At 64.1% G+C, this 22,334-nt stretch carries 23 protein-coding genes and 1 pseudogene; 15 read left to right on the top strand and 9 right to left on the bottom strand.

What is annotated here, in order from left to right; translation table 11 throughout:
* Positions 1–44: 44 nt before the first annotated feature.
* Positions 45–527 carry a cupin domain-containing protein gene (locus HYH07_RS34100; RefSeq protein ID WP_057755109.1) on the bottom strand — a complete coding sequence of 161 codons (483 nt, stop codon included), beginning with the start codon at positions 525–527 and terminating at the stop codon, positions 45–47.
* A 259-nt stretch (positions 528–786) separates the two neighbouring features.
* On the opposite strand from HYH07_RS34100, the gene HYH07_RS34095 reads away from it, so the two are divergent.
* The gene (locus tag HYH07_RS34095) at positions 787–1,503 is read left to right on the top strand and encodes a peroxiredoxin-like family protein (protein ID WP_220006573.1); all 717 of its coding nucleotides are present in this window, start codon (positions 787–789) and stop codon (positions 1,501–1,503) included.
* Between the two features lie 39 nt (positions 1,504–1,542).
* Here HYH07_RS34095 and HYH07_RS34090 read toward each other — a convergent pair whose 3' ends face one another.
* Entirely contained in the window at positions 1,543–2,430 is an 888-nt protein-coding gene (locus HYH07_RS34090) for a LysR family transcriptional regulator (RefSeq protein WP_220006572.1), read from the bottom strand.
* A gap of 206 nt (positions 2,431–2,636) precedes the next feature.
* Here HYH07_RS34090 and HYH07_RS34085 point away from each other — a divergent pair.
* Both HYH07_RS34085 and HYH07_RS34080 read left to right on the top strand, forming a co-directional pair.
* Positions 2,637–2,801: pseudogene (locus HYH07_RS34085) on the top strand (3-hydroxybutyrate dehydrogenase); the annotation flags it as partial.
* 70 nt (positions 2,802–2,871) lie between these two features.
* The gene (locus HYH07_RS34080) at positions 2,872–4,008 is read left to right on the top strand and encodes a patatin-like phospholipase family protein (protein ID WP_220006571.1); all 1,137 of its coding nucleotides are present in this window, start codon (positions 2,872–2,874) and stop codon (positions 4,006–4,008) included.
* 112 nt (positions 4,009–4,120) lie between these two features.
* Here the strand turns inward: HYH07_RS34080 and HYH07_RS34075 are convergent, their stop codons facing one another.
* From HYH07_RS34075 to HYH07_RS34060, 4 genes are read right to left on the bottom strand one after another with little or no spacing between them, the layout of a single operon-like run.
* On the bottom strand, positions 4,121–4,633 hold the full coding sequence (locus tag HYH07_RS34075; RefSeq protein WP_220006570.1) for a DoxX family protein: 513 nt from the start codon (positions 4,631–4,633) through the stop codon (positions 4,121–4,123).
* Entirely contained in the window at positions 4,630–5,412 is a 783-nt protein-coding gene (locus HYH07_RS34070; RefSeq protein WP_220006569.1) for a DNA-binding domain-containing protein, read from the bottom strand. The genes HYH07_RS34075 and HYH07_RS34070 overlap by 4 nt, the downstream gene beginning before the upstream one ends.
* The gene (locus HYH07_RS34065; RefSeq protein WP_220006568.1) at positions 5,402–6,304 is read right to left on the bottom strand and encodes a DUF692 domain-containing protein; all 903 of its coding nucleotides are present in this window, start codon (positions 6,302–6,304) and stop codon (positions 5,402–5,404) included. Before HYH07_RS34065 ends, HYH07_RS34070 begins: the two co-directional genes overlap by 11 nt.
* A gap of 39 nt (positions 6,305–6,343) precedes the next feature.
* Positions 6,344–6,649: a DUF2282 domain-containing protein gene (locus tag HYH07_RS34060; RefSeq protein ID WP_220006567.1), complete on the bottom strand. Its 306-nt coding sequence runs from the start codon at positions 6,647–6,649 to the stop codon at positions 6,344–6,346.
* A gap of 298 nt (positions 6,650–6,947) precedes the next feature.
* Here HYH07_RS34060 and HYH07_RS34055 point away from each other — a divergent pair, with 298 nt between their 5' ends.
* Complete coding sequence (locus HYH07_RS34055) at positions 6,948–9,041, top strand: adenylate/guanylate cyclase domain-containing protein (RefSeq protein ID WP_220006566.1); 2,094 nt, start codon at positions 6,948–6,950, stop codon at positions 9,039–9,041.
* Between the two features lie 111 nt (positions 9,042–9,152).
* Here the strand turns inward: HYH07_RS34055 and HYH07_RS34050 are convergent, their stop codons facing one another.
* Positions 9,153–9,815: a glutathione S-transferase gene (locus HYH07_RS34050; protein WP_220006565.1), complete on the bottom strand. Its 663-nt coding sequence runs from the start codon at positions 9,813–9,815 to the stop codon at positions 9,153–9,155.
* A gap of 117 nt (positions 9,816–9,932) precedes the next feature.
* On the opposite strand from HYH07_RS34050, the gene HYH07_RS34045 reads away from it, so the two are divergent.
* From HYH07_RS34045 to HYH07_RS34035, 3 genes are all read left to right on the top strand, one after another.
* Positions 9,933–10,496, top strand: a complete 564-nt coding sequence (locus tag HYH07_RS34045; protein ID WP_220006564.1) for a TetR/AcrR family transcriptional regulator — start codon at positions 9,933–9,935, stop codon at positions 10,494–10,496.
* Positions 10,497–10,701: 205 nt separating this feature from the next.
* Positions 10,702–10,893, top strand: coding sequence for a hypothetical protein (locus tag HYH07_RS34040; protein WP_057756667.1), 192 nt, complete (start codon positions 10,702–10,704; stop codon positions 10,891–10,893).
* Positions 10,894–11,155: 262 nt separating this feature from the next.
* Entirely contained in the window at positions 11,156–11,476 is a 321-nt protein-coding gene (locus HYH07_RS34035) for a DUF1476 domain-containing protein (RefSeq protein ID WP_220006563.1), read from the top strand.
* Between the two features lie 14 nt (positions 11,477–11,490).
* Here the strand turns inward: HYH07_RS34035 and HYH07_RS34030 are convergent, their stop codons facing one another.
* Complete coding sequence (locus HYH07_RS34030) at positions 11,491–12,069, bottom strand: TIGR00645 family protein (RefSeq protein WP_220006562.1); 579 nt, start codon at positions 12,067–12,069, stop codon at positions 11,491–11,493.
* 139 nt (positions 12,070–12,208) lie between these two features.
* On the opposite strand from HYH07_RS34030, the gene HYH07_RS34025 reads away from it, so the two are divergent.
* Together HYH07_RS34025 and HYH07_RS34020 are read left to right on the top strand one after the other, a co-directional pair.
* Positions 12,209–12,499, top strand: a complete 291-nt coding sequence (locus HYH07_RS34025; protein WP_220006561.1) for a hypothetical protein — start codon at positions 12,209–12,211, stop codon at positions 12,497–12,499.
* 989 nt (positions 12,500–13,488) lie between these two features.
* Positions 13,489–14,391 (top strand): septal ring lytic transglycosylase RlpA family protein, encoded by a 903-nt coding sequence (locus tag HYH07_RS34020; RefSeq protein ID WP_220006560.1) that lies wholly within the window; start codon positions 13,489–13,491, stop codon positions 14,389–14,391.
* On the opposite strand, the gene HYH07_RS34015 is transcribed toward HYH07_RS34020, so the two are convergent.
* Positions 14,388–15,362, bottom strand: a complete 975-nt coding sequence (locus HYH07_RS34015; protein WP_220006559.1) for an alpha/beta fold hydrolase — start codon at positions 15,360–15,362, stop codon at positions 14,388–14,390. The two genes, HYH07_RS34020 and HYH07_RS34015, sit on opposite strands and share 4 nt — an antisense overlap.
* A 153-nt stretch (positions 15,363–15,515) precedes the next feature.
* Here HYH07_RS34015 and HYH07_RS34010 point away from each other — a divergent pair, with 153 nt between their 5' ends.
* The 6 genes from HYH07_RS34010 to HYH07_RS33985 all read left to right on the top strand — a co-directional run bounded on the left by HYH07_RS34010 (position 15,516) and on the right by HYH07_RS33985 (position 22,166).
* On the top strand, positions 15,516–16,778 hold the full coding sequence (locus HYH07_RS34010) for a D-alanyl-D-alanine carboxypeptidase family protein (protein ID WP_220006558.1): 1,263 nt from the start codon (positions 15,516–15,518) through the stop codon (positions 16,776–16,778).
* Positions 16,779–16,780: 2 nt separating this feature from the next.
* The gene (gene tmk / locus HYH07_RS34005) at positions 16,781–17,467 is read left to right on the top strand and encodes a dTMP kinase (protein WP_220006557.1); all 687 of its coding nucleotides are present in this window, start codon (positions 16,781–16,783) and stop codon (positions 17,465–17,467) included.
* The gene (locus tag HYH07_RS34000) at positions 17,464–18,510 is read left to right on the top strand and encodes a DNA polymerase III subunit delta' (protein ID WP_220006556.1); all 1,047 of its coding nucleotides are present in this window, start codon (positions 17,464–17,466) and stop codon (positions 18,508–18,510) included. The genes tmk and HYH07_RS34000 overlap by 4 nt, the downstream gene beginning before the upstream one ends.
* A gap of 108 nt (positions 18,511–18,618) precedes the next feature.
* A complete protein-coding gene (gene metG, locus HYH07_RS33995) occupies positions 18,619–20,565 on the top strand; it encodes a methionine--tRNA ligase (RefSeq protein ID WP_220006555.1) in 1,947 nt (648 codons plus the stop codon).
* Positions 20,566–20,578: 13 nt separating this feature from the next.
* A complete protein-coding gene (locus HYH07_RS33990; RefSeq protein WP_220006554.1) occupies positions 20,579–21,355 on the top strand; it encodes a TatD family hydrolase in 777 nt (258 codons plus the stop codon).
* Positions 21,356–21,368: 13 nt separating this feature from the next.
* On the top strand, positions 21,369–22,166 hold the full coding sequence (locus tag HYH07_RS33985; RefSeq protein ID WP_057755055.1) for an MBL fold metallo-hydrolase: 798 nt from the start codon (positions 21,369–21,371) through the stop codon (positions 22,164–22,166).
* The last annotated feature ends 168 nt before the right edge of the window (positions 22,167–22,334 follow it).

Here is a 22,334-nt window from a genome sequence, read left to right as displayed (position 1 = left end):
CGGGCGTCACATCCGGTAACGAGGGCAGGGGCTTGATGCACTCGCTACATATTGTGGTCGTGCTGATCCTTGCGGACGTCGCCGACATAGAGAATGACGGTCTGCTTGCCGAGGTTCTTCCACCAGTGCGAGGTCCCGAAGACTTCAGGCCTGATATCGCCGGCCTTGTGCACGATCGGATCGACGCAGTTGGAGGCGTATTCGACGATCTCGCCCTGCTGCACGAAAATCAGTGCCGGACGGTCGTCATGGCTGTGCCAGGGCACGATGCCGCCGGGTTCGATCGTCAGCTTGCGAAAGCGCAGCTCGCGATCCCTGATGTTGGCCGGCTGCTTCTCGAGGTCGATCGAGCCGAGCGTGACGTCGGTAACGCCGACTGGCTTGTAATCGACCATCTGCCGGGCATTCGGCTTCATCTTGTCGGCCGGGCATTCGCCGGCAGAGGCGGGTTGGATCGCGAACATGACCGCGCCGGCCAAAGCGACGGCGGGCAAGAGTGTAAGCGACAGTCTCGAATGCGTGATCATGGATCGTCTCCGTTGTTGGCCGCAACCGCGATGGTCATTGGCAATGGCGTCAGGCTCGCCGAAGACGCGCTCTGAATGAAATGCCGTCTCGCTCTCGACGCGATAGCCCCGCGCTATCGCGGCGCGATAGGCAGCGGCTATCGAACCAATTGTGGAATGGCATTTCTACCGGCCGACGATCTGGCGTCGGATGGCAGTGCCCCCTTGCAGGGTGGCGCGGACGTCAAAATAATGCGAACCCATGGTACCGGAGCGGAAGATGACGGCGTTGACCCCAACCGATGCAGAACGGCTCAAGCTTGCCTTTCAACGCTGCCGCGACATGGAGGGCACGCTGAACGAGCAGCTTCGTGCCTATGCGGAGGCCGGCCGCGAGATATTCCCCGCTTACGGGGAGGCGGTCGATCGCCTGGTGGATCGATTGAGCCAGAACGGAGGCGGCGAGAATGCGCCGCGTCCGGGCGAGGTGATGCCGCCCTTCATGCTGCCTGACGATCGGGGGCAGCTCGTTGGGCTGCCATCATTGCTTGCGCGCGGGCCTGTGGCCGTGATGTTCTTTCGCGGACACTGGTGTCCCTACTGCCGGTTGAACGTCCGCGCCGTGATCCAGGCGCAGGACCGGATCCGTGCGATGGGCGCGCAGATCGTCGCGATCATGCCGGAGACGCAGGAATATACCGAAAAGTTCATTGCGGAGTCGGGCGCGCCATTTCCGGTGCTCACCGACCTCGACAACGGCTATGCGCTGTCGCTTAACCTCGCAATCTGGCTCGGCACCGAAATCCAGCGGCTATTGTCCTACCAGGACATGGCAAAATTCCACGGCAATGACGGCTGGATGCTGCCGATCCCGGCTGTCTTCGTGGTCGGCCGAGACGGCCTCGTCAAAGCCCGCTTCGTCGACCCCGATTTCCGCAAGCGCATGGAGATCGACGATTTGCTCGCAGCGCTGGAGGGCGCGAGCCGGGAGAATTAGGTTTGCCGCTGCGAAATCCTCTCGGGCAGGACCGCAAGCTCAGCCCGCAATCGCCCGCCAATCCGCGCCGCGCAGCATCCGCATCACCGCGTTGGCGACGGCGGTCCGCTGACGGCCGGCGACGCCGTAGAGGTTGACGGTACGGCGCGCGTCGAGGCCGCTCACAGCGGCACGCTTGAGGTTGTCGGGGAGCGGTGAGGTGCGCGGCACCATCGCGATACCGATGTCGGCCTCGACGAGCTCGAGAAGGTCGCGCTCGCTGGATATCTCGTGGCCATGATCGACGTCGATGCCGTGCTCGCGCAAGCTCGACGAGATCCGGCTGGCATGCTCGCAATAGTTTCGGCTCAGCATTTGCTCGGCGCGAAGATCGTCGAATTCGATCGTGCTCTGGCTTGCAAGCCGGTGCCCTTTGCCGATCACGAGGTCGAAATTCTCGGTGAACAGCGGCCAAACGTCGAGCCGCTCCCAGGCCCCGTCGATCTCGGCGGCTATGCCGAGCTCGGCTTCACCCTTCTTGAGATAATCAGCGACTTCGCGGCTTGAGCCACGCAAGAAGCGGAATTCCAGCCGGTTGAACTGCCGCCTGATCTGGTTGAGATGTGGAATGAGCAGTGACAGATCGATGGCATGGGTCAGCGCAACGCGCAGCGCGCCGACTTCGCCGCTCTTGAATGAGGAGGCGAGCGATCGTGCTCCGGCGGCGGCCTCATAGCACTGCTTCAACAGCGGGTGCATCCGCTGACCGAGCTCAGTCAGCTGTGCGGCCGGCCGCTCGCGGCGAAACAGGTCACCGCCAAGCTCGGCCTCGAGCTGCTTGATGGCCCGCGTCAGCGAGGGCTGCGTCACGTTGCATTCCTCGGCGGCGCGCGTGAAGTTCAGCAGTTGCGCTACCGCGAGGAAATAGCGGACCTGGTGCATTTCCATGGATCGGCTCCCAGCAGGATCAGGACGGAACTTAGCCGATCGGGACGGGGAATGACATCCCGCGCCCGATAGCGGGCGCGTATCATTTCGGAAGCCATCCGGCATTTCCGCTTCTTGAGGCCATCGCTCACAATTCGCATCAGTCAGGGGCCGGTCAGGAGGCCGCCCCGTCGTCATTGGAGGATCGGCCATGAATATTCCCCTCAAGCCGCGACCAGGTGATCCGCGACGTCCTGCTCGCGCAGCAGCCGAACAAGCGCTTCACCACGGTGGAAGAGCTCGGCGCTCTCACGGTGTTTCGGTCGACCGAAGCTGCAGGCTCGATCACCGGCATTGCGCTGCCGGTCGATGGCGGCTGGACCGCGCATTGACATGAGCCGGCGTAACAAACCGCGACGGCTGACGAATATCCGACGATTGGAAGCCCCTCAGGAGCGAGATATGAACGGCATGCAAGGCAATTCAAAGGACCTGCCGGGCCAGGTCGTGCTGGTGCTGCAGGGCGGCGGCGCGCTCGGCTCCTACCAGGCCGGCGTCTACCAGGCCCTGCACGAGGCCGGCATCGAGCCGGACTGGATCATCGGCACCTCGATCGGTGCGATCAATGCCAGCCTGATCGCTGGCAATGAGCCGCAGCATCGGCTTGAGCGCCTGAAAGTATTTTGGAAGCGGATGGAGCAGAGCCCGGCCTGGAGCTTCCGCACCGCATTCCCCGGCTTCAACGAAAAGCTCACCTATTGGTCGACCATCACCAGCGGCATTCCCGGCTTCTTCCGGCCCAATCCGCTTGCGCATGCCGGTGATTCCTATCCGCTCGGTGCTGATCACGCAGGCTTTTATTCCACCGGGCCGCTCGAGAAGACGTTGAACGAGCTCGTCGACTTCAGCCTGCTCAATCGCTGCACGCCGCGGCTCACAGTCGGCGCGGCCCATGTACGCTCAAGTCAGATGCGCTATTTCGACAGCCGCGATGGTGAGCTGACGGTGAAGCACGTGATGGCGTCAGGTGCGCTGCCGCCGGCGTTTCCGGCCGTGCGTATCGATGGCGAGCTCTACTGGGACGGCGGCATCCTCTCCAACACGCCGACCGAAGCGGTGTTCGACGACAACCCGCGCAAGAACTCGCTGATCTTCGCCGTGCACCTCTGGAATCCCGTGGGCGCCGAGCCGACCACGATGGCCGAGGTGCTGAACCGCCACAAGGACGTCCAGTACTCCAGCCGTATCGCCAGCCAGATCACGCGCCAGCAGCAGGCGCATCGTTTGCGCCACGTCATCAACCAGTTGGCCGCAAGGCTCCCCGAGCACGAACGCGGCAATCCCGTTGTCCGCGAACTGACGAGCTATGGCTGTCCGACACGCATGCACGTGGTGCGTCTGCTCGCTCCGCAACTCGATCACGAGACGCACACCAAGGATATCGACTTCAGCCCGTCCGGCATCATGAGGCGCTGGGAGGCTGGCTACGCGCATACCCAGGCGGCGTTGGCAAGCAGGCCTTGGGAAGGCGAGTTCGACCCTCTGGCGGGCGTAATCCTGCATGACCAGCAGGAGATGATGCCGATGGCTGCCGAATGAGCAGGGCCATCGGATAGTTGGCGCTTACCCCAACGAGAGGACGTCCGTGGTGATGTGACCACGGACGTCCTCTCGTTTGGTATGGATGCGTAGGCTGAAGGGCGTCCCCGCGCTATCTGTCGTGACGCATCACAAACCGGCAAAGCAAATGATCGAGCGAGATGCGTCCCGGTCCATAGGCCATGATGCCGAGCGCCATTGCGGCCCAGGTGATGTGGACCGGCCAGCCGTCGGGCACGGTGAGCTCGACAATGACGGTCATGAACAGGAGCCCGAGTGCGGCAAAGCGGGTGCCGAGGCCGAGCACCAGCAGGACCGGAAACATGATCTCGCCGCAGCCGGACAGGAAGGCCATCGTCGCGGGGCTCGGGTAATGATAGGGGCCGCCGGGCAGATGTAGCATGAATTCATCGGTGAAGAGCGTCACCGCAACGTCGCTCAACTTCAAGAAGCCGGTCCATTTGAGGATGCCCGAACGCCAGAACGGGACCGCCAATGCCAGGCGCAGTGCGAGCTGCACTATGGATGGGGTCGCAATCGCCTGGACAAGACCATTGGCCCTGTCGACGAGCACGCCGATAGAGGGCAGGGCAGTTGCAGGCGCGATACGTTGTTCCGAGATCATCTTGCGTCTCCAGACGTCAGCGAGGCGAAGGCGCCCGCCTCGAACAGGCCGGCGATGTTGGTGGCGAGATCGAAGTCGGGTGCGTCTTCCAGCGCCGCCGCGGCGGCTTCTGCCAGCATGCATCCCGACATCAGGCAAGTCAGGAAGACCGCACCGCCGGGCGGGAGCAGTTGCACCACGACGTCGACGTCCGGCCGCGTGATCAGGGCATCTTCTGGTAAGGATGCGTCGATGCCGTCAGCAGACTCGGTGCCGCGGTTGGCGGCAAAGATGGTCACCGCCGCGTAAGGCGAGCGCACCACGCGCGTCGCCGGATGCAACGTGAAGACGAGGCTGGCAAAACGGTCGGGCGCGATGGTGGCCAATGCGGATGGCAAAAGCGGCGCGCTGTCAGCGGCGTGATAGGCGTCAAGCCACGCCCGCTCGATCCGGGCGACATCGGCGAGCCAGGGCAGCGATTGAGCGTGCTCATAGCGTTCGATGAAGGCGGGAAAATCGCGGCCGTAGTCGAACAGCAACGGGGAGTTCGGCGGGGTTTCTCGGACATGGAAACGCGCCATGGCGCGGAAAAACTCTGCACCCGTCAGGCGCTGCACGGCCGGGTAGATCGAGGCGAGCGCGTCGATCAGGCTGACCGTGACGTTGTTGCGATAGACGTTGTAGCACGTGACCGCCGGCTTGCCGCACGGCCCGGTCACGATGCTGGGGACCTCGCTCACAGGATCGAGCAAGGCAGGCGCGAACGCGGCCGCGTAGGAGGCGTGCGGTTCAGGCTGCATGACGAAGCCTCCCGACATGACGATCCAGGATCGTCTGTGCCGCCGCGGCCTCGGCCTTCAGGACCGGCCAATCCGGAATATTGCTGTCCCATTCGATCAGCGTCGGAACGGGGCCGCAGCGCCCGATCACGATCTCGAACAGCTTCCAGACCGCGTCCGCGACCGGACCATCATGGCTGTCGATCAGCAACAGCTTGCCTTCGTCACGTTGCTCGGCGTGGCCGGCAAGGTGAATTTCGCCGACGCGCGCCAAAGGGAAGTCGTCGAGATATTGCAGTGCCGGGAAACAGTGGTTGGCCGCGGACACGAAGACATTGTTGATGTCGAGCAGCAGGCCGCAGCCGGTACGCTCGGCGACGGTGCGGATGAAGTCGGTTTCGCACATCGTGGAGTTGCGGAACGCTACATACGTCGACGGATTTTCCAGCAGGATCGGCCGCCGGATCGCCTCCTGCACCTCGTCGATATGGTCACAGACGTGAGTGAGTGTCGCCTTGTTGTAGGGCAATGGCAGGAGATCGTTGAAGAAGCTGGTATCGTGTGTCGACCATGCCAGGTGCTCGGAGACAAGGGCGGGCTGATAGCGCGCAACGAGGCCGCGAAAGCGTGCCAGATGGGCGCGGTCGAGCGGCGCGGGTCCGCCGATCGACATGCAGACGCCGTGCAGCGAGAGCGGATGATCGCGCCGCAACCGCTCCAGCATCCGGTGCGGCGGTCCACCCGCGCCCATGTAATTCTCGGCGTGGACTTCGAAGAACCCGCGTTGCGGACCCTCGTCGAGAATTGCGGTGAGATGCTCGGGCTTGAAGCTCGTGCCGGCGACGCCGCCGACGGGAGGCGAAAAGCGGAGGGGGACGGCCGCAGACGTCCGGGCTCTGATGGTTGCGTCCATGTCGCTCCTCCGCGCTGTTTGCATTGATGCCGCCTTGCCTCAGACCGGCTTGAGCGAGCCCTTTTTGCCGCCAGGCAGATCGATGCTGGTGCAGGTGCCGCCCTGCACGAATTTCCAGGCGTTGCCCTGGAAATCGACGGTCGAAGTCCCCTGGCAGGTCGTGCCCGGTCCGGCGGCGCAATCGTTCTGGCCCTTCAGGGCCACGCCGAAGCACTTTTCCTTCTTGGCTGCGATGGCAGCATCGGCCTCGGCCTTGGTCAGGGGAGCGGCGGAGGCGAGGGTTGCGAGTGCGGTGGAGACGGCGCCGGCGAGTACGAGCGAACTGATGGTGGTCTTGGCAGACATGAGATCTCTCCTCTGGAAGTAGGGCAGTGGGCCCGGTGTCTCGTTCGTCCTCGCCGCAGCCGGCGTTACCGGAAAAGCCGCTCACGAGTTGGTGAGACTGTCGGATGAGGCGCACGACGTCGTGCGCTTGGGCGGCGAGTTAGCGGCAGGTGGAGAGATAGTTCCAATGCCTAGTCTCTATGGAGACCTTAGCCGGCGCGCATTGGCCGGGACTGCTGGCATCTGCGAGAAGTAACGAACGGCTGCGGGCCTGCGAAGAAGGTTAGCAGTTCGCCTCCTCAACCCGCCGGATCAAGTCATGGACGCCAGCCACCGACGCGTGACATCAGGCCAGGCGCTGCGGCGGTTGACGATCAGCATCCGTCTCGCCGTGTCGGCGCTGGTTCTGACCGCGATCCTTTTGACCGCAGCCTTGTCCAGCCTCCTGTGGTGGCGCACGGCAGAGGCGACCAGCCGGCAACTTGCCTCGACCATCAATGAGCAAATCGTCGCCGCCGTTCGCAAGGAGGTCGGGGCGATCGTCGACGAAGCGCGCGCGGCGCACACCGCCATCCGCACACTTTTCCTGCAAAACGTCCTCGATACCCGCGAGGCCGACAAGCGCGAATTCGTGTTTCTGTCTCAACTGCAATCGCAGGCGACGATCTCCTGGGTCGCGTTCGGCTGGCCCGACGGCGCGTTCTTTGCCGCCCACAAGCTCGGCGACGGCCGCATGGAGATGATGGAGATCTCGCTCACCGATCATGCCGGCCAGCGCCGCATCGACGAATACGATGTCGTGCCCGGCGATATCGAATTTGCCAACCGTCGTTTCGAGCCGACCGATTTCCGCGTGGCCGATCGCACCTGGTTCAAGACCGGACTGAAGGCCGAAGAGCCCGCATGGTTCAAGGTCACGGACCATCCGATCGGGGAGCGTCCGTCGATCGCCTTTGCAGGTCCGATCGACGTCTATCAGGAGCGCCAGGGCGTCCTGGCCATCATGATCGAATACACCCGCCTGGCGCGCTTCCTTGCCCAGCTCGAGGTCGGGCGCACCGGAACAGCCTTCATCTTCGATGGCGGCGGCGAACTGGTCGCCGCGCCCGACAAGGACGCCGATGAATTGCATCCCGCGCACGGTGACCAGAAGTTGCTGCCGCTGGCGCAGAAGGCGCTGGCCCAGGCCGGCAGCGGCAAGGACAGCTGGCGTAGCCGGCTTGCTTCCGACGGTGCCGCCTACGAGTTCGCCCTCACGCCGCTGCCGTTTCCCGGCTGGCGGCTCGCCACCATCATTCCGGAGGCCGAGTTTCTCGGTCCTGTCGAGACGACGTTACGGCGCCTGATCCTCGGCCTCGCTGTCGGCGCAGTGCTTGCGGCTCTCGCCTCCGCCTTGCTCGCGCGCAAAGTGATCGCGGCGCCGCTCTCCCGCGTCGTCGGCGAGATCCGCCATGTCGAAACCTTTGCCTTGGAACTGGTGCGCCGTCATCCCTCGCGGCTGAAGGAGATTGCGAGCCTGTCGGGTGCGATCGCGGAGATGGCAGCCGGCCTTTCGGCATTCCGCAAATTCATCCCGGCCGATCTCGTCCGGGCGCTGCTGCGCCAGGGTGTCGAGGCAAAACCCGGCGGCGCGATCGAGGAATTGAGCGTGCTGTTCGTGGACGTGGCCGGCTTTACCGGCCTTTCGGAGCGTATGGGCGACCGCGTCGTGCCGTTGCTATCGCGCTATCTCGATCTTGCCTCTGAAGTCGTCGTCGCCGATGGCGGGACGATCGACAAGTTCATCGGCGATGCCGTGATGGCGTTCTGGGGCGCGCCGCAGCCGCAAGCCGATCATGCGGAGCGCTGCTGCCGCGCCGCGCTCGGCATCCGCCGCGCCATCGCGGATTCCGGCCTCACCGACGATCTCGGCCATCCTCTGCAGATCCGCATCGGCATCAATTCCGGCCGCATGCTGGTCGGCAATATCGGCTCCGAGCTGCGGCTGAACTACACCGTGATCGGCGACGCCGTGAACGTGGCAAGCCGCCTGGAAAGCGCCAACAAGAGCTATGGCACGGAAATCTTGATCGGCGAGGCAACCGAGCGCCTTGCGCGTGGTGCCATTGTCACACGCGAGATCGACAGCATCGCAGTCTATGGCCGCGAAGAGGGGATCGCTGTCCATGAACTGATCGGCCTGGCGGGCAAGGCTGACGCAGAGCGCCAGGCCGCAACGTGGATCGCGCGCTACGAGCACGGCCTTGCCAAATATCGTAGCGGCGATCTCGAGGGCGCGATCGTTGATTTCGAGACGGTGCTGCTGGATCAGCCGCAGGATATTCCGGCGAAGGCAATGCTCGCGCGTTGCAGGGAGCTCCTGGAGAATGAGCCGACAGTTTGGCGGCCGGTCACCACCTTGAACTCAAAATAGCGTCCTCGGCGCATGAGGCTATCCAACACATAGTCCAGAGCGGCCCAGCCCTGGGTTCTTCCCCTGGCCCGGGGTCGTCTTTCCTCACGGCGCTGAGCAAGCGTGCCAAGTCTAAGCCGCAGCGTCCCGCGGCGGCGGCGCCAGCGCCAGCTGATCCCGCACGCTCGGCCGCGTCTGCATTCTCTTATACCAGGCGGAAAGTGCCTCGCATTCGCCGGGCACCGGCAGCTGAACGAGCTTCGCGAAGATCAGCCCGCCGATCACGGTAATGTCGGCCATCGAGAAGGCCTCGCCGGCAACGAAGGGCTGCTGCCGCAACACTGAATCGAAATAGTGCATTCCCCTGATCGCCCTGTCGCGCTGGCGCAGGCCCCATTCCCTGTTCTGGTAGATCTCGACCCGAGGTCCGAGCCCGGGCGTGGCGTGATGGAAGTAGATGCTGATGGCGTCGAGCAGCTCCAGCTCCGCGCGCTTGCTCATCATGTGGATCACGCCCTTTTCGCGCGGCGTCGTGCCGGTGAGGGTGGGCGCGCCGTCGAACGCGTCCAGATATTCGGTGATGGCTGTGCACTCGGCGATCAGCGTGCCGTCGTCGAGCTCGAGCACGGGCAGGGTGCCCGAGTAGTTCTTGCTGGCGATGAAGTCGGGCCGCTTATGCTCACCCTTACGCAAATCGACCAGCAGGAATTCGACGCGGGACTGCAGCTTCTTCTCGGCCAGCGCGATGCGGACGCGGGCGGGATAGGGGCCGGTCGGAAAGTCGTAGATCTTCATCGATGCCCTCCTTATTGCCTACCTGTCACTTGGTAGGGAGACCTTAAGCTTTGCGCTTTATCCGGTCAATGCCTATCTGTCACTTGGTAGGCTAACGGATTGGTGATGAAAGAACCCATGAGTTCGAATGCCAAAGAGGCGATCCTGGCGGCGGCCAAACGCACCGCGCAGGCCCATGGCTATGGCGGCCTGAACTTTCGCGACCTTGCCGCGGAGGTCGGCATCAAGGCCGCCAGCATCTATCACCACTTCCCGAGCAAAGCCGAACTCGGTGCTGCAGTGGCGCGGCGCTATTGGGAGGACACCGCGGCGGAGCTCGAGGCGATGCTGGCCGAAAGCGGTGATCCCAGGCAAAGCCTGAGCCGGTATCCGCAGGTGTTTCGCACCGCGCTGACGCGGGATAACCGCATCTGCATGTGCAGCTTCATGGCCGCCGAATATGACGACCTGCCGGATGCGGTGAAGACGGAGGTGCAGGCTTTCGCCGACGTCAACGTGGCGTGGCTCGCCAAGGTCCTGTCCGCCGCGAAGCTTGTCAGCCCGAAGCAGAGCCAGACGCGCGCCCGCGCCATCTTCGCGGCCGTCGCAGGCGCGCAGCTGATGGCGCGCAGCCGCGCGGACATCGCCCTGTTCGACAGCGTGATCGAGAGCTATCGCGCCGCGGGTCTGTTGCCGGCATAGATCCCTGCGTTCGACCGAGCAGGCGGCCGCGCTGACTTCGGCCCGGAAAGGGCCCTGGTGGATCCGACCAAACACCCCGCCGCAGGGCCGCGCGCGCTACTGTGCATGGGGTTGTTTTCGACATTTTGGCGAACAAGCTGCCCTCGGAACGGCACCGGGTCGGCGTCCGATGGGAACTTATTCCCCTGCGCCGCGTTGCCTCGCCATGACTGAAGACCTTTCCTTCCGACGCAAACCCCTGACACCCGAACAGCGCCAGGCGCGCGATGCGGCTCGCCGGATCGAGGCCGAGAAGGCCATGCGCGACCATGAGGAGGCGCAGAAGGCGTTTCACGCCAATCGCGAGCGGTTGAAGGCCGAGCGGCTGGCGCGTGAGGCAGCTGCAGCAAAGGCCTGACAGTCCGGGGGCGCACGCCTCAAGCCGTCGAAATTCCCGAAGCTCTCTGTTCACGCTTCGGCTCTCGATCTCCCCGAGGCCATGCGGCAAATCGTCTAGCCAGCCGGGCCGGTCGGGCCTGACGCTGCCATCGGCGTGCAAGCGACGCTTGACGGCGAACGCCTTCGGCCGGAAGATTCAATTGATCCTCAGATGACAGAACCACGGAGACGTTCGCTCCCGATCCAGATCCCACCCAGTGACAGCGCAAATGGAGCTGACCATGACCACGTTCGACAAGCGCGAGCAGGGCTTTGAGGCCAAATTCGCCCATGACGAGGAGCTCATGTTCAAGGCTGCGGCCCGGTCGAACAAGCTGCTCGGGCTGTGGGCCGCAGGCGAGCTCGGACTCAGCGGCGATGCCGCCGCCGCTTACGCGACGAAGCTGGTGACCGACGGTCTGGCGAAGATGGACGAGACCCTCAACAAGGTCTCGAGCGACCTCGCCGAGAAGGGCATTTCACGCGAGCAGATTGCGCAGAAGATGCAGGAGTGCCTGCACCAGGCGCTGGCACAGCTCGAATCCGCCTCGCGCCAGGCTTGACGTCGACCAGCACCTCACTCCTGGTGCTTGCGCGTGGTCGTATCGCTGAACCTGTCCACGAAGGCGATGCCGATCGCCGACGCGACGAAGGTGATGTGGATCAGCACCTGCCACATCACGCCGCTCTCGGTGAGGCTGGCGCGGTTTGATCCGAGATTGCCGGCCTCGATGAAGGTGCGCAGCAACGCGATCGAGGAGATGCCGATAATCGCCATCGCGAGCTTGATCTTGAGCACGCTGGCGTTGACGTGGCCGAGCCACTCCGGCTCGTCGGGATGGCCCTGGAGGTCGAGCCGGGAGACGAAGGTCTCGTAGCCGCCGACGATCACCATCACCAGCAGGTTTGAGATCATCACGACGTCGATCAGCGCCAGCACGCTCATCATGATCTCCTGCTCGGTGAGATCGAGCGCGTGCGAGGAAAGGTGCCAGAGCTCCTTCAGGAACAGGACGATGTAGACGCATTGCGCCACGATCAGCCCGAGATAGAGCGGCAGCTGCAGCCAGCGGGACCCGAAAATGATCATCGGCAACAGGCCGAGGCGCGGCGAGGGCGGGCGGGGACCGGTGGTGGTTTCGGGCTCTACCGACATGCAATGTCCGATGATGGTGGTGACGCTGCCCCCATGTACCTCGCCCCGATGGCCGGAGAAAGACGGCCCGCCGGGTCGGCTCCTGGAGCTCGCGTCGTCTCATGCTATCGTAGAGGTGGAAAACGGGGAGAGGTGGGCAGTGCTGTGCAGCCGCTTTGGCAAGGGCTTAGGTCACGTCGCGCTTTCGGGTGCGATCATCTTCGGCGTGGGCGCTAAGGCGGTCTCGGCGACGCCGCTGACGCCGTTTCGCTATGAGGACCAGGCCCAGCGCCATTGCCCCGGCGACAAGGTGGTATGGCTGGATTTCAAGAAGGGCGTCTACTACCGCAAGGGACAGAGGCTGTATGGCCACGGGTTTGACGGCAGCTTCGTCTGCCTGACTGAAGCGCGCGACAGCTTCTATCGCGGCTCACCGTTGGGCTTACGCTGAAGGGCGCGCAAGTCGCTTCTTATTTCCGGCTCGGCAGCGTCACCGGGACGTGCGCAGAGGTGCTGATGACCCGGGGGCTTCCGTCTGGATGGGTCCGACCGCCGCGGATCAGCGATTCCAGAACCAGGATGAATTTCTCGGCGAGCATGTTCGTCACCTTAGCTGGTGGGGGCCTCTTGAAATTAGGTCGAGGCGCCGAACACGAAAATTCAATCAACTAAATGGGAGCGGGTCACAGCGATGCGATGGCGCCGCGATCTGAAAAAGCGAAAGGGGGGATGGAGGATTAGCCGAAGGCCAGCGCCACGAGGCTCGAGCAGAGCAGGACCAGACCGCCTGCGGTCAATGCCAGAAAGCCATCGGATACGAGGTCATGTTTGCCCATGGGACACCTGCTGCTCTCGTCCTCGATGCTCGATGCTCGATGCTCGATGCTCGATCGAATTGATTAAAATTGTCCGAACGCGCCGCTGTGAAGAAGTGATGCAATGTCGCGCGCGCGAGTGCCTTCAGGCCCTCGTGCGGTAGCCTTCAAACGCATGGGCCAGGAAGATCCCCGCGCTTACCAGACCCATCAGTGCCGAAACCGTCTCGATCATCGTTAATTCCAATCCCGCCCCTGCACGCGAGAAAACGCGGGCAGCCTTGCACAGTCAAAAGAATTCCGGTGAAGCCAACGATATTGGGGGTGGAGTGAGCTTTTGGCGCAACAGCTTGTGCGGGACTGGCACAGACGAGCCGGCGCCACGGTCCTCACGCCCCGTAGATAAACGGAGAATTGCGAACGTCCTATTTACCATCCCGGAGCGTAGGTTGTGCGCTCCCCATTTCCGCCGTGTTCGGGTTGCGTTATCGTTACCGTCTCCGGGACGGTGGTGGGCCGTTCGGAGTTTGACGTCCGGAGGGCGCCCCCGCAGGAAAGCGGGTTGGGTTCGCCTCCGGCGAAATGGTATTTGGGGCGAATGGGGATCCGACGGTCAGATTCGGTGATGCGGGCCGCGCGAGGCGTTGCGGCGGTCGCCACCTGCCTAGCGCTTGCCAATTGCGCCTCGTCCAACAAGTTCGCCAGCCGGGTCGATCCCAAATACGGCGTGTCGTCGAGCCCGCGAGTCGTGGCCTGGGGCGAGCCCGTGCCCAAAGGCGGCGGCACCTATCGCGTCGGCAAGCCCTACGTCGTCGCCGGCCGGACCTACGTGCCGGAGGAGGACGTCAACTACCGGGCCGAGGGCACGGCGTCCTGGTACGGCGATGATTTCCACGGCCGTCTGACCGCCAATGGCGAAGTCTTCGACATGGGCTCGCTGACGGCAGCCCATCCGACCCTGCCGATGCCGTCCTATGCGCGGGTGACCAATCTCTCCAACGGCAAGTCGCTGATCGTCCGCGTCAATGACCGCGGTCCCTATCACGGCAACCGTCTCATCGACGTCTCGAACAAAGCCGCCGATTTGCTTGAATTCAAAGGCAATGGCGTCGCCAGGGTCCGCGTCGAATATGTCGGCCGGGCGCCGCTGGAAGGCTCGGATGACCGCCAGCTGATGGCGACCTTGCGCACCGGCGTGCCGGCGCCGTCGCCCTCGATGGTCCGGGTCGCCTCGGCGCGGCCATTCGTGCCCGAGCTGCCCTCGTCGAACCGCGGTGCGATCAGGGGCGAAGTCCCGATGCCGGAAGGGCGGCCCTATAGCCTCGGCAATAGCTCAGCGGACGTCGCCTCGATCAACGCAACCTCGGAGATGTCGGCCTCGAGCCGCAGCAGGGGCCGGGCGCTCCAGAATGTCCGCCAGGTGTCCTATGATCAGGACGGCCGCTATGCCTCCGACAGCGGTCCTTCCGCCTCAGATGACGGCGCAGCCGAGGCCCGCAGCATTCTGACCGGCCGCGGCCTGTACTAATCGCGCGCCGCCGAGGGTGACGACGCTTCGCGCAGGAATCTGACCAGCGCGGCGTTGACCTCGTCGGGCCGCTCCTGCTGCACCCAATGGCCTGCGCCGTCGATGATGATCTTTCGCGTGAGATTGGGTAGCACGCGCTCCAGCTCGTTGACGCGCTTGGCACCGATCAATCCGGTGATGACGGCATCCTGCGCGCCGGCGATGAAGAGCGAGGGTTGGCGGATCTGCGCGTCCTGCCAGGGCGCGGTCAGCTCCCAATTGCGGTCGATGTTGCGATACCAGTTCAGCCCGCCGCGGAAGCCGGACTTGCGGAAATTTTCGGCGAAATGAGCAAGATCGTCCTCGCTCAGCCACGCCGGTAGCGGCTCGTCGGCGGTCGCATGGCCCAGAAAGCCCTTGCCCTCCTGCACGAACATCGCGGCATTGGGGTCGGCAAGACCGCGGCCGCCGAGCACGATCCGCATGGTGCGGGCGACGTTCTGCTCGAACTCGGCCTCGGCGACACCGGGCGCCTGGAAATACTGCCAGTAGAAGTTGGTGATGCCGCCCTGCCGCAGCAGCTCGAGCGGCCTGCCGCGTCCGCGGAACGGCGGCGGCACGCTCAGGCCTGCGACGGCCGTGAAGATGTCCGGACGGAACAGAGCCGCATGCCAGGCGACCGGCGCGCCCCAGTCGTGGCCGACCACCATCGCCCTGGTCTTGCCGAGCGCCTGGACCAGGCCGACGACATCGCCCACCAAGTCAAAGATCGAATAGGCTGATACGTCCGACGGCGCCGCGCTCTGGCCGAAGCCGCGCATGTCGGGAGCCACGACGTGAAAGCCGGCGGCCGCCAGTGCCGGGATCTGGTGTCGCCATGAATATGACAGTTCCGGCCAGCCATGGCACAGCACCACCAGCGGTCCCTGGCCGGCGGCTTCGCGGATGAAGAGGTCGATCCCATTGGCCTTGATCACACGAGTCGTGGACATCGCTTTTCCGCCTTGTTTCAGGGGTTTGGTCGGGAAACATGAGGTGGCACGATAGGGATGCGACGAGAATCGTGCAATCTCGGAGCAAGCACACGATCCTCGTGTTGTTCGCACCGGTTCCGTTTGTTAGAACGCCGCTCTCAGGGCTTCGCCATGGCATTTCATCTGATCCCGCTCCGCCATCCCCGGCTCACAGCCGGAACGCTGGCGCGCGGGCTGGTCGCGGCGGCGCTCGCCGTGAGCCTCGGCTGGGGTGGGGTGCTCTATGCCGCCAACCAGAGCGTCCAGGGCGCCAAGAAAACCGAAGATGCCGGCTTTGACGGCGATGCCCCCACGGCGATCCTGATCGAGGCCTCCAGCGGCAGCGTGCTGTTCGAGAAGAACGCCGACGAGCTGCGCGCGCCCTCCAGCATGATGAAGCTCGTGACCGCGGAGGTCGTGTTCAACGCGATCAAGAAGGGCGAAATCAAGCTGACCGACGAATACCGGATCAGCGAGAATGCCTGGCGCAGGGGCGGGGCGCCCTCGGGCGGCTCAACCATGTTCGCGGCCATCAACAGCAAGGTCTCGGTCGACGACCTCCTGCACGGCGCGATCATCCAGAGCGGCAACGATGCCTGCATCGCGCTCGCCGAAGGCATCGCGGGCAACGAGAAGATCTTTGCCTCCGACTTCATGACCAAGCGCGCCCGCGAGCTCGGCATGACCAAGTCGACCTTCGCCAATTCCAACGGCCTGCCCGACCCCGGCAACAAGATGACGGTGCGCGAGCTCGGCATGCTCGCGCGTCACATCATCCTGGACTTCCCGGAGTTCTACAAACTGTTCGGCGAGAAGGAGTTCACCTGGAACAAAATCCGCCAACCGAACCGCAATCCCTTGCTCAATTCGATGGAAGGCGCCGACGGCCTGAAAACCGGTTACACCAAGGAAGGCGGCTATGGCATGGTCGGCTCGGCGGTGCAGAACGGCACGCGGTTGATCGTCGTGGTCAACGGGCTCGAAGACCCCGAAGATCGCGCCACCGAAGCCAAGAAGATGCTGGAATGGGGCTTCCGCAACTTCGAGACCCGCACCCTGATCGCGGCCGACGAACCGGTCGGCTACGCAAAGGTCTTCGGGGGCGAGAGTCGCTCGGTGAAGCTGGTTGCGAAAGTGCCGGTGAAGGTGATGGTGCACAAGAGCGGCGGCGACAAGCTGATCGCGCGCGTCGTCTATAGCGGTCCCGTGCGCGCGCCGGTTCGGGAAGGCCAGCAGGTCGGCGTGGTCAAGGTCTGGCGCAGCGGCAATATTGCGGTGGAAACGCCGGTCTACGCGGCGGAATCGATCGGCACCGGCTCGACCATGCGGCGTGCGATCGACGGCGCCAGCGAGCTCGTGATCGGCATGTTCCGCGCAGGCGCCGAGAAGCTCTGACCATGAGTGAGAGCACGGGACAGCGGCCGTCCGGGCGCGGACGCTTCATCACCTTTGAAGGGGGTGAGGGGACGGGCAAGTCGACCCAGATCAAGAAGCTGGCCGAGCGTCTCAGTGCGGCCAGACTGCGGATCCTGGTCACGCGCGAGCCCGGCGGCTCGCCCGGCGCCGAGATCATGCGCCATCTGGTGCTGTCGGGGATGGGCAAGCTGCTCGGGCCCGAAGCCGAGACGCTGCTATTCGCGGCCGCGCGCGACGACCATGTCCACACCGTGATCGAGCCTGCGCTCAAACAAGGCGTCTGGGTGCTGTGCGACCGCTTCGCCGACTCGACTCGAGCCTATCAGGGTAGCCTCGGCAGCGTACCCGCGGGACTGATCAACGCCATGCAGCGGGTCACAATCGGCGATCTCAAGCCTGATCTCACCTTCATCCTCGATCTTCCGGTCGAGATTGGCCTGGCGCGCGCGGCGGCGCGGCGCGGCAGCAGCACGCCTGACAGGTTCGAAGGCGAGAAGCTCGCCTTCCACCAGGGCCTGCGCGAGGCCTATCGCAAGATCGCCGTCGAGGATCCCGCGCGCTGCGTGCTGATCGATGCCAATTCCGACCCCGATACGGTCGCCGGTCGCGTCTGGTCCGCGCTGCGCGAACGCCTCCTGCCGACGCCGGCTTCGGTGATCTCGGCATGAGCCCGCGTCAGGCCGAGCGCGAGAGCGCTATCCCGCATCCCCGCGAGACCAGCCTTCTGTTCGGCCATCGCGAGGCCGAGGCGGCGCTGCTGACCGCCTATCGCAGCGGGCGTATCCCGCATGCCTGGCTGATTGGCGGGCCGCAAGGGATCGGCAAGGCAACGCTGGCCTATCGTATGGCGCGCTTCGTGCTCGCCCATGGCCAACCGCTGGCGACGGCCGTGCAGATCGCCGAAGATCTCTTCATTGATCCTGATGATGCCGTGGCGCGACAGGTCGCAGCCGGCTCGCATGGAGGCCTGCTGACGCTGGAGCGCACCGCCAATGACCGTGGTGTGATGCGCACGGTCATCACGGTCGACGAGACTCGCGAGACGATCGCATTCTTCGGCTCGACGGCTGCAGCAGAAGGTTGGCGCGTCTGCGTCGTCGACACCGTCGACGAGCTCAATCCCAATGCGGCAAACGCGCTGCTCAAGATCCTTGAGGAGCCGCCGCAGCGATCGCTGTTCCTTTTGGTGAGCCACGCTCCGGCGCGCGTGCTCGCCACCATCCAGTCGCGGTGCCGCAAGCTGCGTCTGCGATCACTGACGACCGAGGAGGTCACTGCCGCAACAGCTGCGGCCGCCGACATCGCGCCGACTGATTTGGCACTGCGCGAGGCAGCGGAGGCCTCCGAGGGCAGTGTCTCGCGCGCGCTGACGCTGCTCGGCGGCGATGCGCTTAAGCTCCAGCAGCGCACCGCGGCGCTCTTGGCACGCTTGCCGGAGGTCGATCCGCGTGAATTGCACACGCTTGGTGAATCCCTCGGCACCAGCGACCGCGTGGCCCTTGCCGCCTTCGTCGACGGCATCGATCGCTGGATCGCGGAGCGCCTGCATGCAGACGAAGCCGATGCCAACCAGAACCTGCCGCGCCTTGCGCGCTTGAGCGAGGTATGGGAAAAGATCGTCCGCGCCGCGCGCGACACCGAAACCTACAATCTGGAGCGAAAGCCCTTGGTTTTCTCGGTGTTCGGCTGGCTGGCGGACGCAACGCGCTAGAGCATGATCCGGAAAAGTGTGTAGCGGTTTTCCGAGAGGAGCATGCTCAGAATAACAACCTAACGCAGTTCGTTTCCAAAATTCGAGAAGCCGGTAAAGGAATTTGTCGTGGCAACACGCGCTAAGAAAGCCGCCAAGGGCAAGAGCAGCAAGAAGGCTGCAAAGAAGGCCGCCAAAAAGGCCGTGAAGGCGCTGGCGCGTAAGGCTGCCAAGAAGGTCAAGAAGACCAAGAAGGCCGTCGCCAAGAAGGGCGTGAAGAAGAGCGCTGCAAGGACGGCAAAGAAGGCCAGCAAGAAGGCTGCCAATGGGCCGGTCATCGCCAAGAAAGCGGCGAAGAAGCCAGCAAAGGCCCCTGCGAAGAACGCAGTCAAGAAGGCGAAGGTGGCTGAGCCCGCCGCCGCGCCGGCACCCGCCGCCACGCCGCCGAAGACGGTGAAGCCCAAAGTGTCAAAATCCAAAGCGCCGAAGCCGCTGGCCGCAGCGAAAGCGGATGTGGTCGCTGCTGCACCCGCCCGCGACAATGTCTTCTACATCTCGACCGCCATCGCCTATCCCAACGGCAGCCCGCATATCGGTCACGCCTATGAGGCGATCTCGGCCGACGTGCTGGCGCGCTTCGCCCGGCTCGACGGCAAGGACGTGTTCTTCCTGACCGGCACGGACGAGCATGGCCAGAAGATGGTTCAGACCGCGCAGAACGAGGGCCTGTCCCCGTCCGCACTCGCGACCCGCAATGCCAACCGCTTCAAGGAGATGGACCAGCGTCTGAACGTCTCGTTCGACCGCTTCATTCGCACCACCGAAGAGCAGCATCATCGCTCGAGCCAGGAGATCTGGCGTCGCATGGAAGCGAATGGCGACATCTACGCCGACATCTATTCGGGCTGGTACTCGGTGCGTGATGAGGCCTATTACGCCGAGGACGAGACACGCCTGAACGACGATGGCGTACGCCTGGGGCCGCAAGGCACGCCGGTCGAATGGGTCGAGGAGAAGAGCTATTTCTTCCGCCTGTCGGCCTATCAGGACAAGCTGCTGAAGCTTTACGCGGACCATCCCGAATTCATCGGCCCGGATGCGCGCCGCAACGAGGTGGTGAGTTTCGTCAAGGGTGGCCTGCGCGACCTCTCGATCTCGCGCACCACCTTCGATTGGGGCGTGAAGGTGCCCGGCAACGAAGAGCATGTGATGTATGTCTGGGTCGACGCGCTGACCAACTACATCACTGGCGTAGGCTTCCCTGACGAAAGCGATAAGAACTGGCGCTACTGGCCGGCCGACGTGCATATCATCGGCAAGGACATCATCCGCTTCCACGCCGTGTACTGGCCGGCTTTCCTGATGTCGGCCGGCCTTGCGCTGCCGAAGCGGGTCTATGCCCATGGCTTCCTGTTCAACAGGGGCGAGAAGATGTCGAAGTCGGTCGGCAACGTCGTCGACCCGTTCAATCTCGCCGACCAGTACGGCGTCGACCAGATGCGCTATTTCTTCCTGCGCGAGGTCTCCTATGGCCAGGATGGCAACTACAACCACGAGGCCATCGTCGCGCGCATCAATGCCGACCTCGCCAACGATCTCGGCAACCTCGCGCAGCGCTCGCTGTCGATGATCGCCAAACAGCTCGGCGGCGTGCTGCCGGAGCCTGGCGCGTTCAGCGACAACGATAAGGCGATCCTGGCGATGGCCGATGGCATGATTGCCGCATCGCGCGAAGCCATGGCGACACAGCAGATCCATCACTGGCTCAACGCCGTGTGGGCTGTGGTCGCGGAAGCCAACCGCTATTTCGCGGGTGAGGCACCATGGGCACTCGCCAAGACCGATCCGGTCCGGCAGAAGACGGTGCTCTATGTCACCGCGGAAGTCGTGCGTCAGATCGCGATCCTCGCCCAGCCGGCGATGCCGACCGCATCAGGGTTGCTGCTCGACAGCCTCGGTATCCCGGCGGCTGAGCGCAATTTCGCGATGCTCGGCGGCGAGAAGCGGATCGCGCCCGGCACCACGCTGCCAGCGCCGACGCCGGCGTTCCCGCGCTACATCGAGCCGGCGGCCTGAGGCGCATGTAACGATGCTGGTCGACAGTCACTGCCATCTGGATTTCCCGGACTTTGCGGAGGATCTCGACGGGATCGTGTCGCGTGCCCGCGCGGCTGGGATTGGCCGCATGGTCACGATCTCGACACGGGTGCGAAAGCTCGATCAGCTTCTCGCCATCGCCGAGCGTTTTGACGACGTCTATTGCTCGGTCGGCACCCATCCGCACAACGCGGATGAGGAAGACGGCATCTCGCCGGACGAGCTGATCGCGCTGACACGGCATCCCAAGGTGGTCGCGCTCGGCGAAGCCGGGCTCGACTATTTCTACGACGACGGCTCGCCCGAGGCGCAGGCGAGGGGCTTTCGTGCCCATATCGCCGCCGCGCGCGCCTCGGGCCTGCCGCTGGTGATCCACACCCGCGAGGCGGACGAGGACTGCGCCCGCATCCTGGAAGAGGAGGCGGCGAAGGGATCGTTTCGCGCCGTGCTGCATTGTTACACCGGCGGGCGTGAGCTGGCACTGAAGGCGGTGTCGCTCGGGCTCTATATCGGCTTCACGGGCATCTTGACCTTCAAGAAGTCGGATACGCTGCGCGCGCTTGCGGCCGAACTTCCTGCTGACCGTGTTCTGGTTGAAACAGACTCGCCCTACCTTGCGCCGGGTAAGTTCCGGGGCAAGCGCAACGAGCCGGCCTATGTGGTCGAGGTCGCCAAGGTTCTGGCCGAAACGCGCGGCGTGTCGTTGGACGAGATTTCTCGCCAGACCACCGACAATTTCTTCCGCCTGTTCTCCAAGGTGAAAGCTTGAGGTTCTGAGCCGCATGACGCTGACGCTGACGATCCTGGGCTGCGGCTCCTCCGCCGGTGTTCCGCGTCCCGCCCTCGGCTGGGGCGCATGCGATCCGACCAATCCAAAGAATCGCCGCCGTCGCTGCTCACTGCTGGTCGAGCGGAAGTCCGAGCATGGCACGACGCGGATCGTGATCGACACCTCGCCGGACCTGCGCGAGCAACTGCTCTCGACCAACGTCGACCACATCGACGCGGTGTTCCTGACCCACGAGCACGCCGACCAGACCCATGGCATGGACGATTTGCGCTCGGTCGTCATGCACATGCGCCGCCGCATCCCGACCTATTTCAACCAGTCGACCGCCAAGGACATCATGGCGCGGTTCTCCTATTGCTTCATTTCGCCGGAGGGCAGCGACTACCCGCCGATCCTGACACGGCATTCGATCGAGGCGGGCGAGAGCCAGACCATTCTGGGGAAGGGCGGCGCCGTGACGATGACGGCCTTCCTGGTCCAGCACGGCAACATTCCCGCGCTCGGCTATCGTATCGGCGATGCCGCTTACACGCCGGACCTCAACGACATCCCGCGCGAGAGCTGGGGCGCGCTGGAAAATCTCGACCTCTGGATCGTCGACGGCCTGCGCTACACCAGCCACGTCAGCCATTTCAGCATCAACGACGCTTTGTCGTGGATCGAGCGCTTCAAGCCGAAGCGCGCGGTGATCACAAACATGACGGCGGACGTCGATTATGAGGTGATCCGGCAGACTCTGCCCGCAGGCGTGGTGCCGGCCTATGACGGCCTGCAGCTGGAGACACATTGACCTACCAGGCGTAGCGCATCGCGACTTTGCGGGTATGGCCGCACACTATAGGCTGGACAGCCCGCGAACCCGACGCCAATTAGGTCGAGATCGCCTTCGCCGACCCAACTTCGTTGCGCAGCAGGAATTTCTGGATCTTGCCGGTCGAGGTCTTCGGGATCGGTCCGA

The sequence above is a fragment of the Bradyrhizobium sp. BR 10261 genome, from assembly GCF_019455395.1.
GTDB lineage: Bacteria > Pseudomonadota > Alphaproteobacteria > Rhizobiales > Xanthobacteraceae > Bradyrhizobium > Bradyrhizobium manausense.
This window is presented reverse-complemented; position numbering and strand designations above follow the sequence as displayed.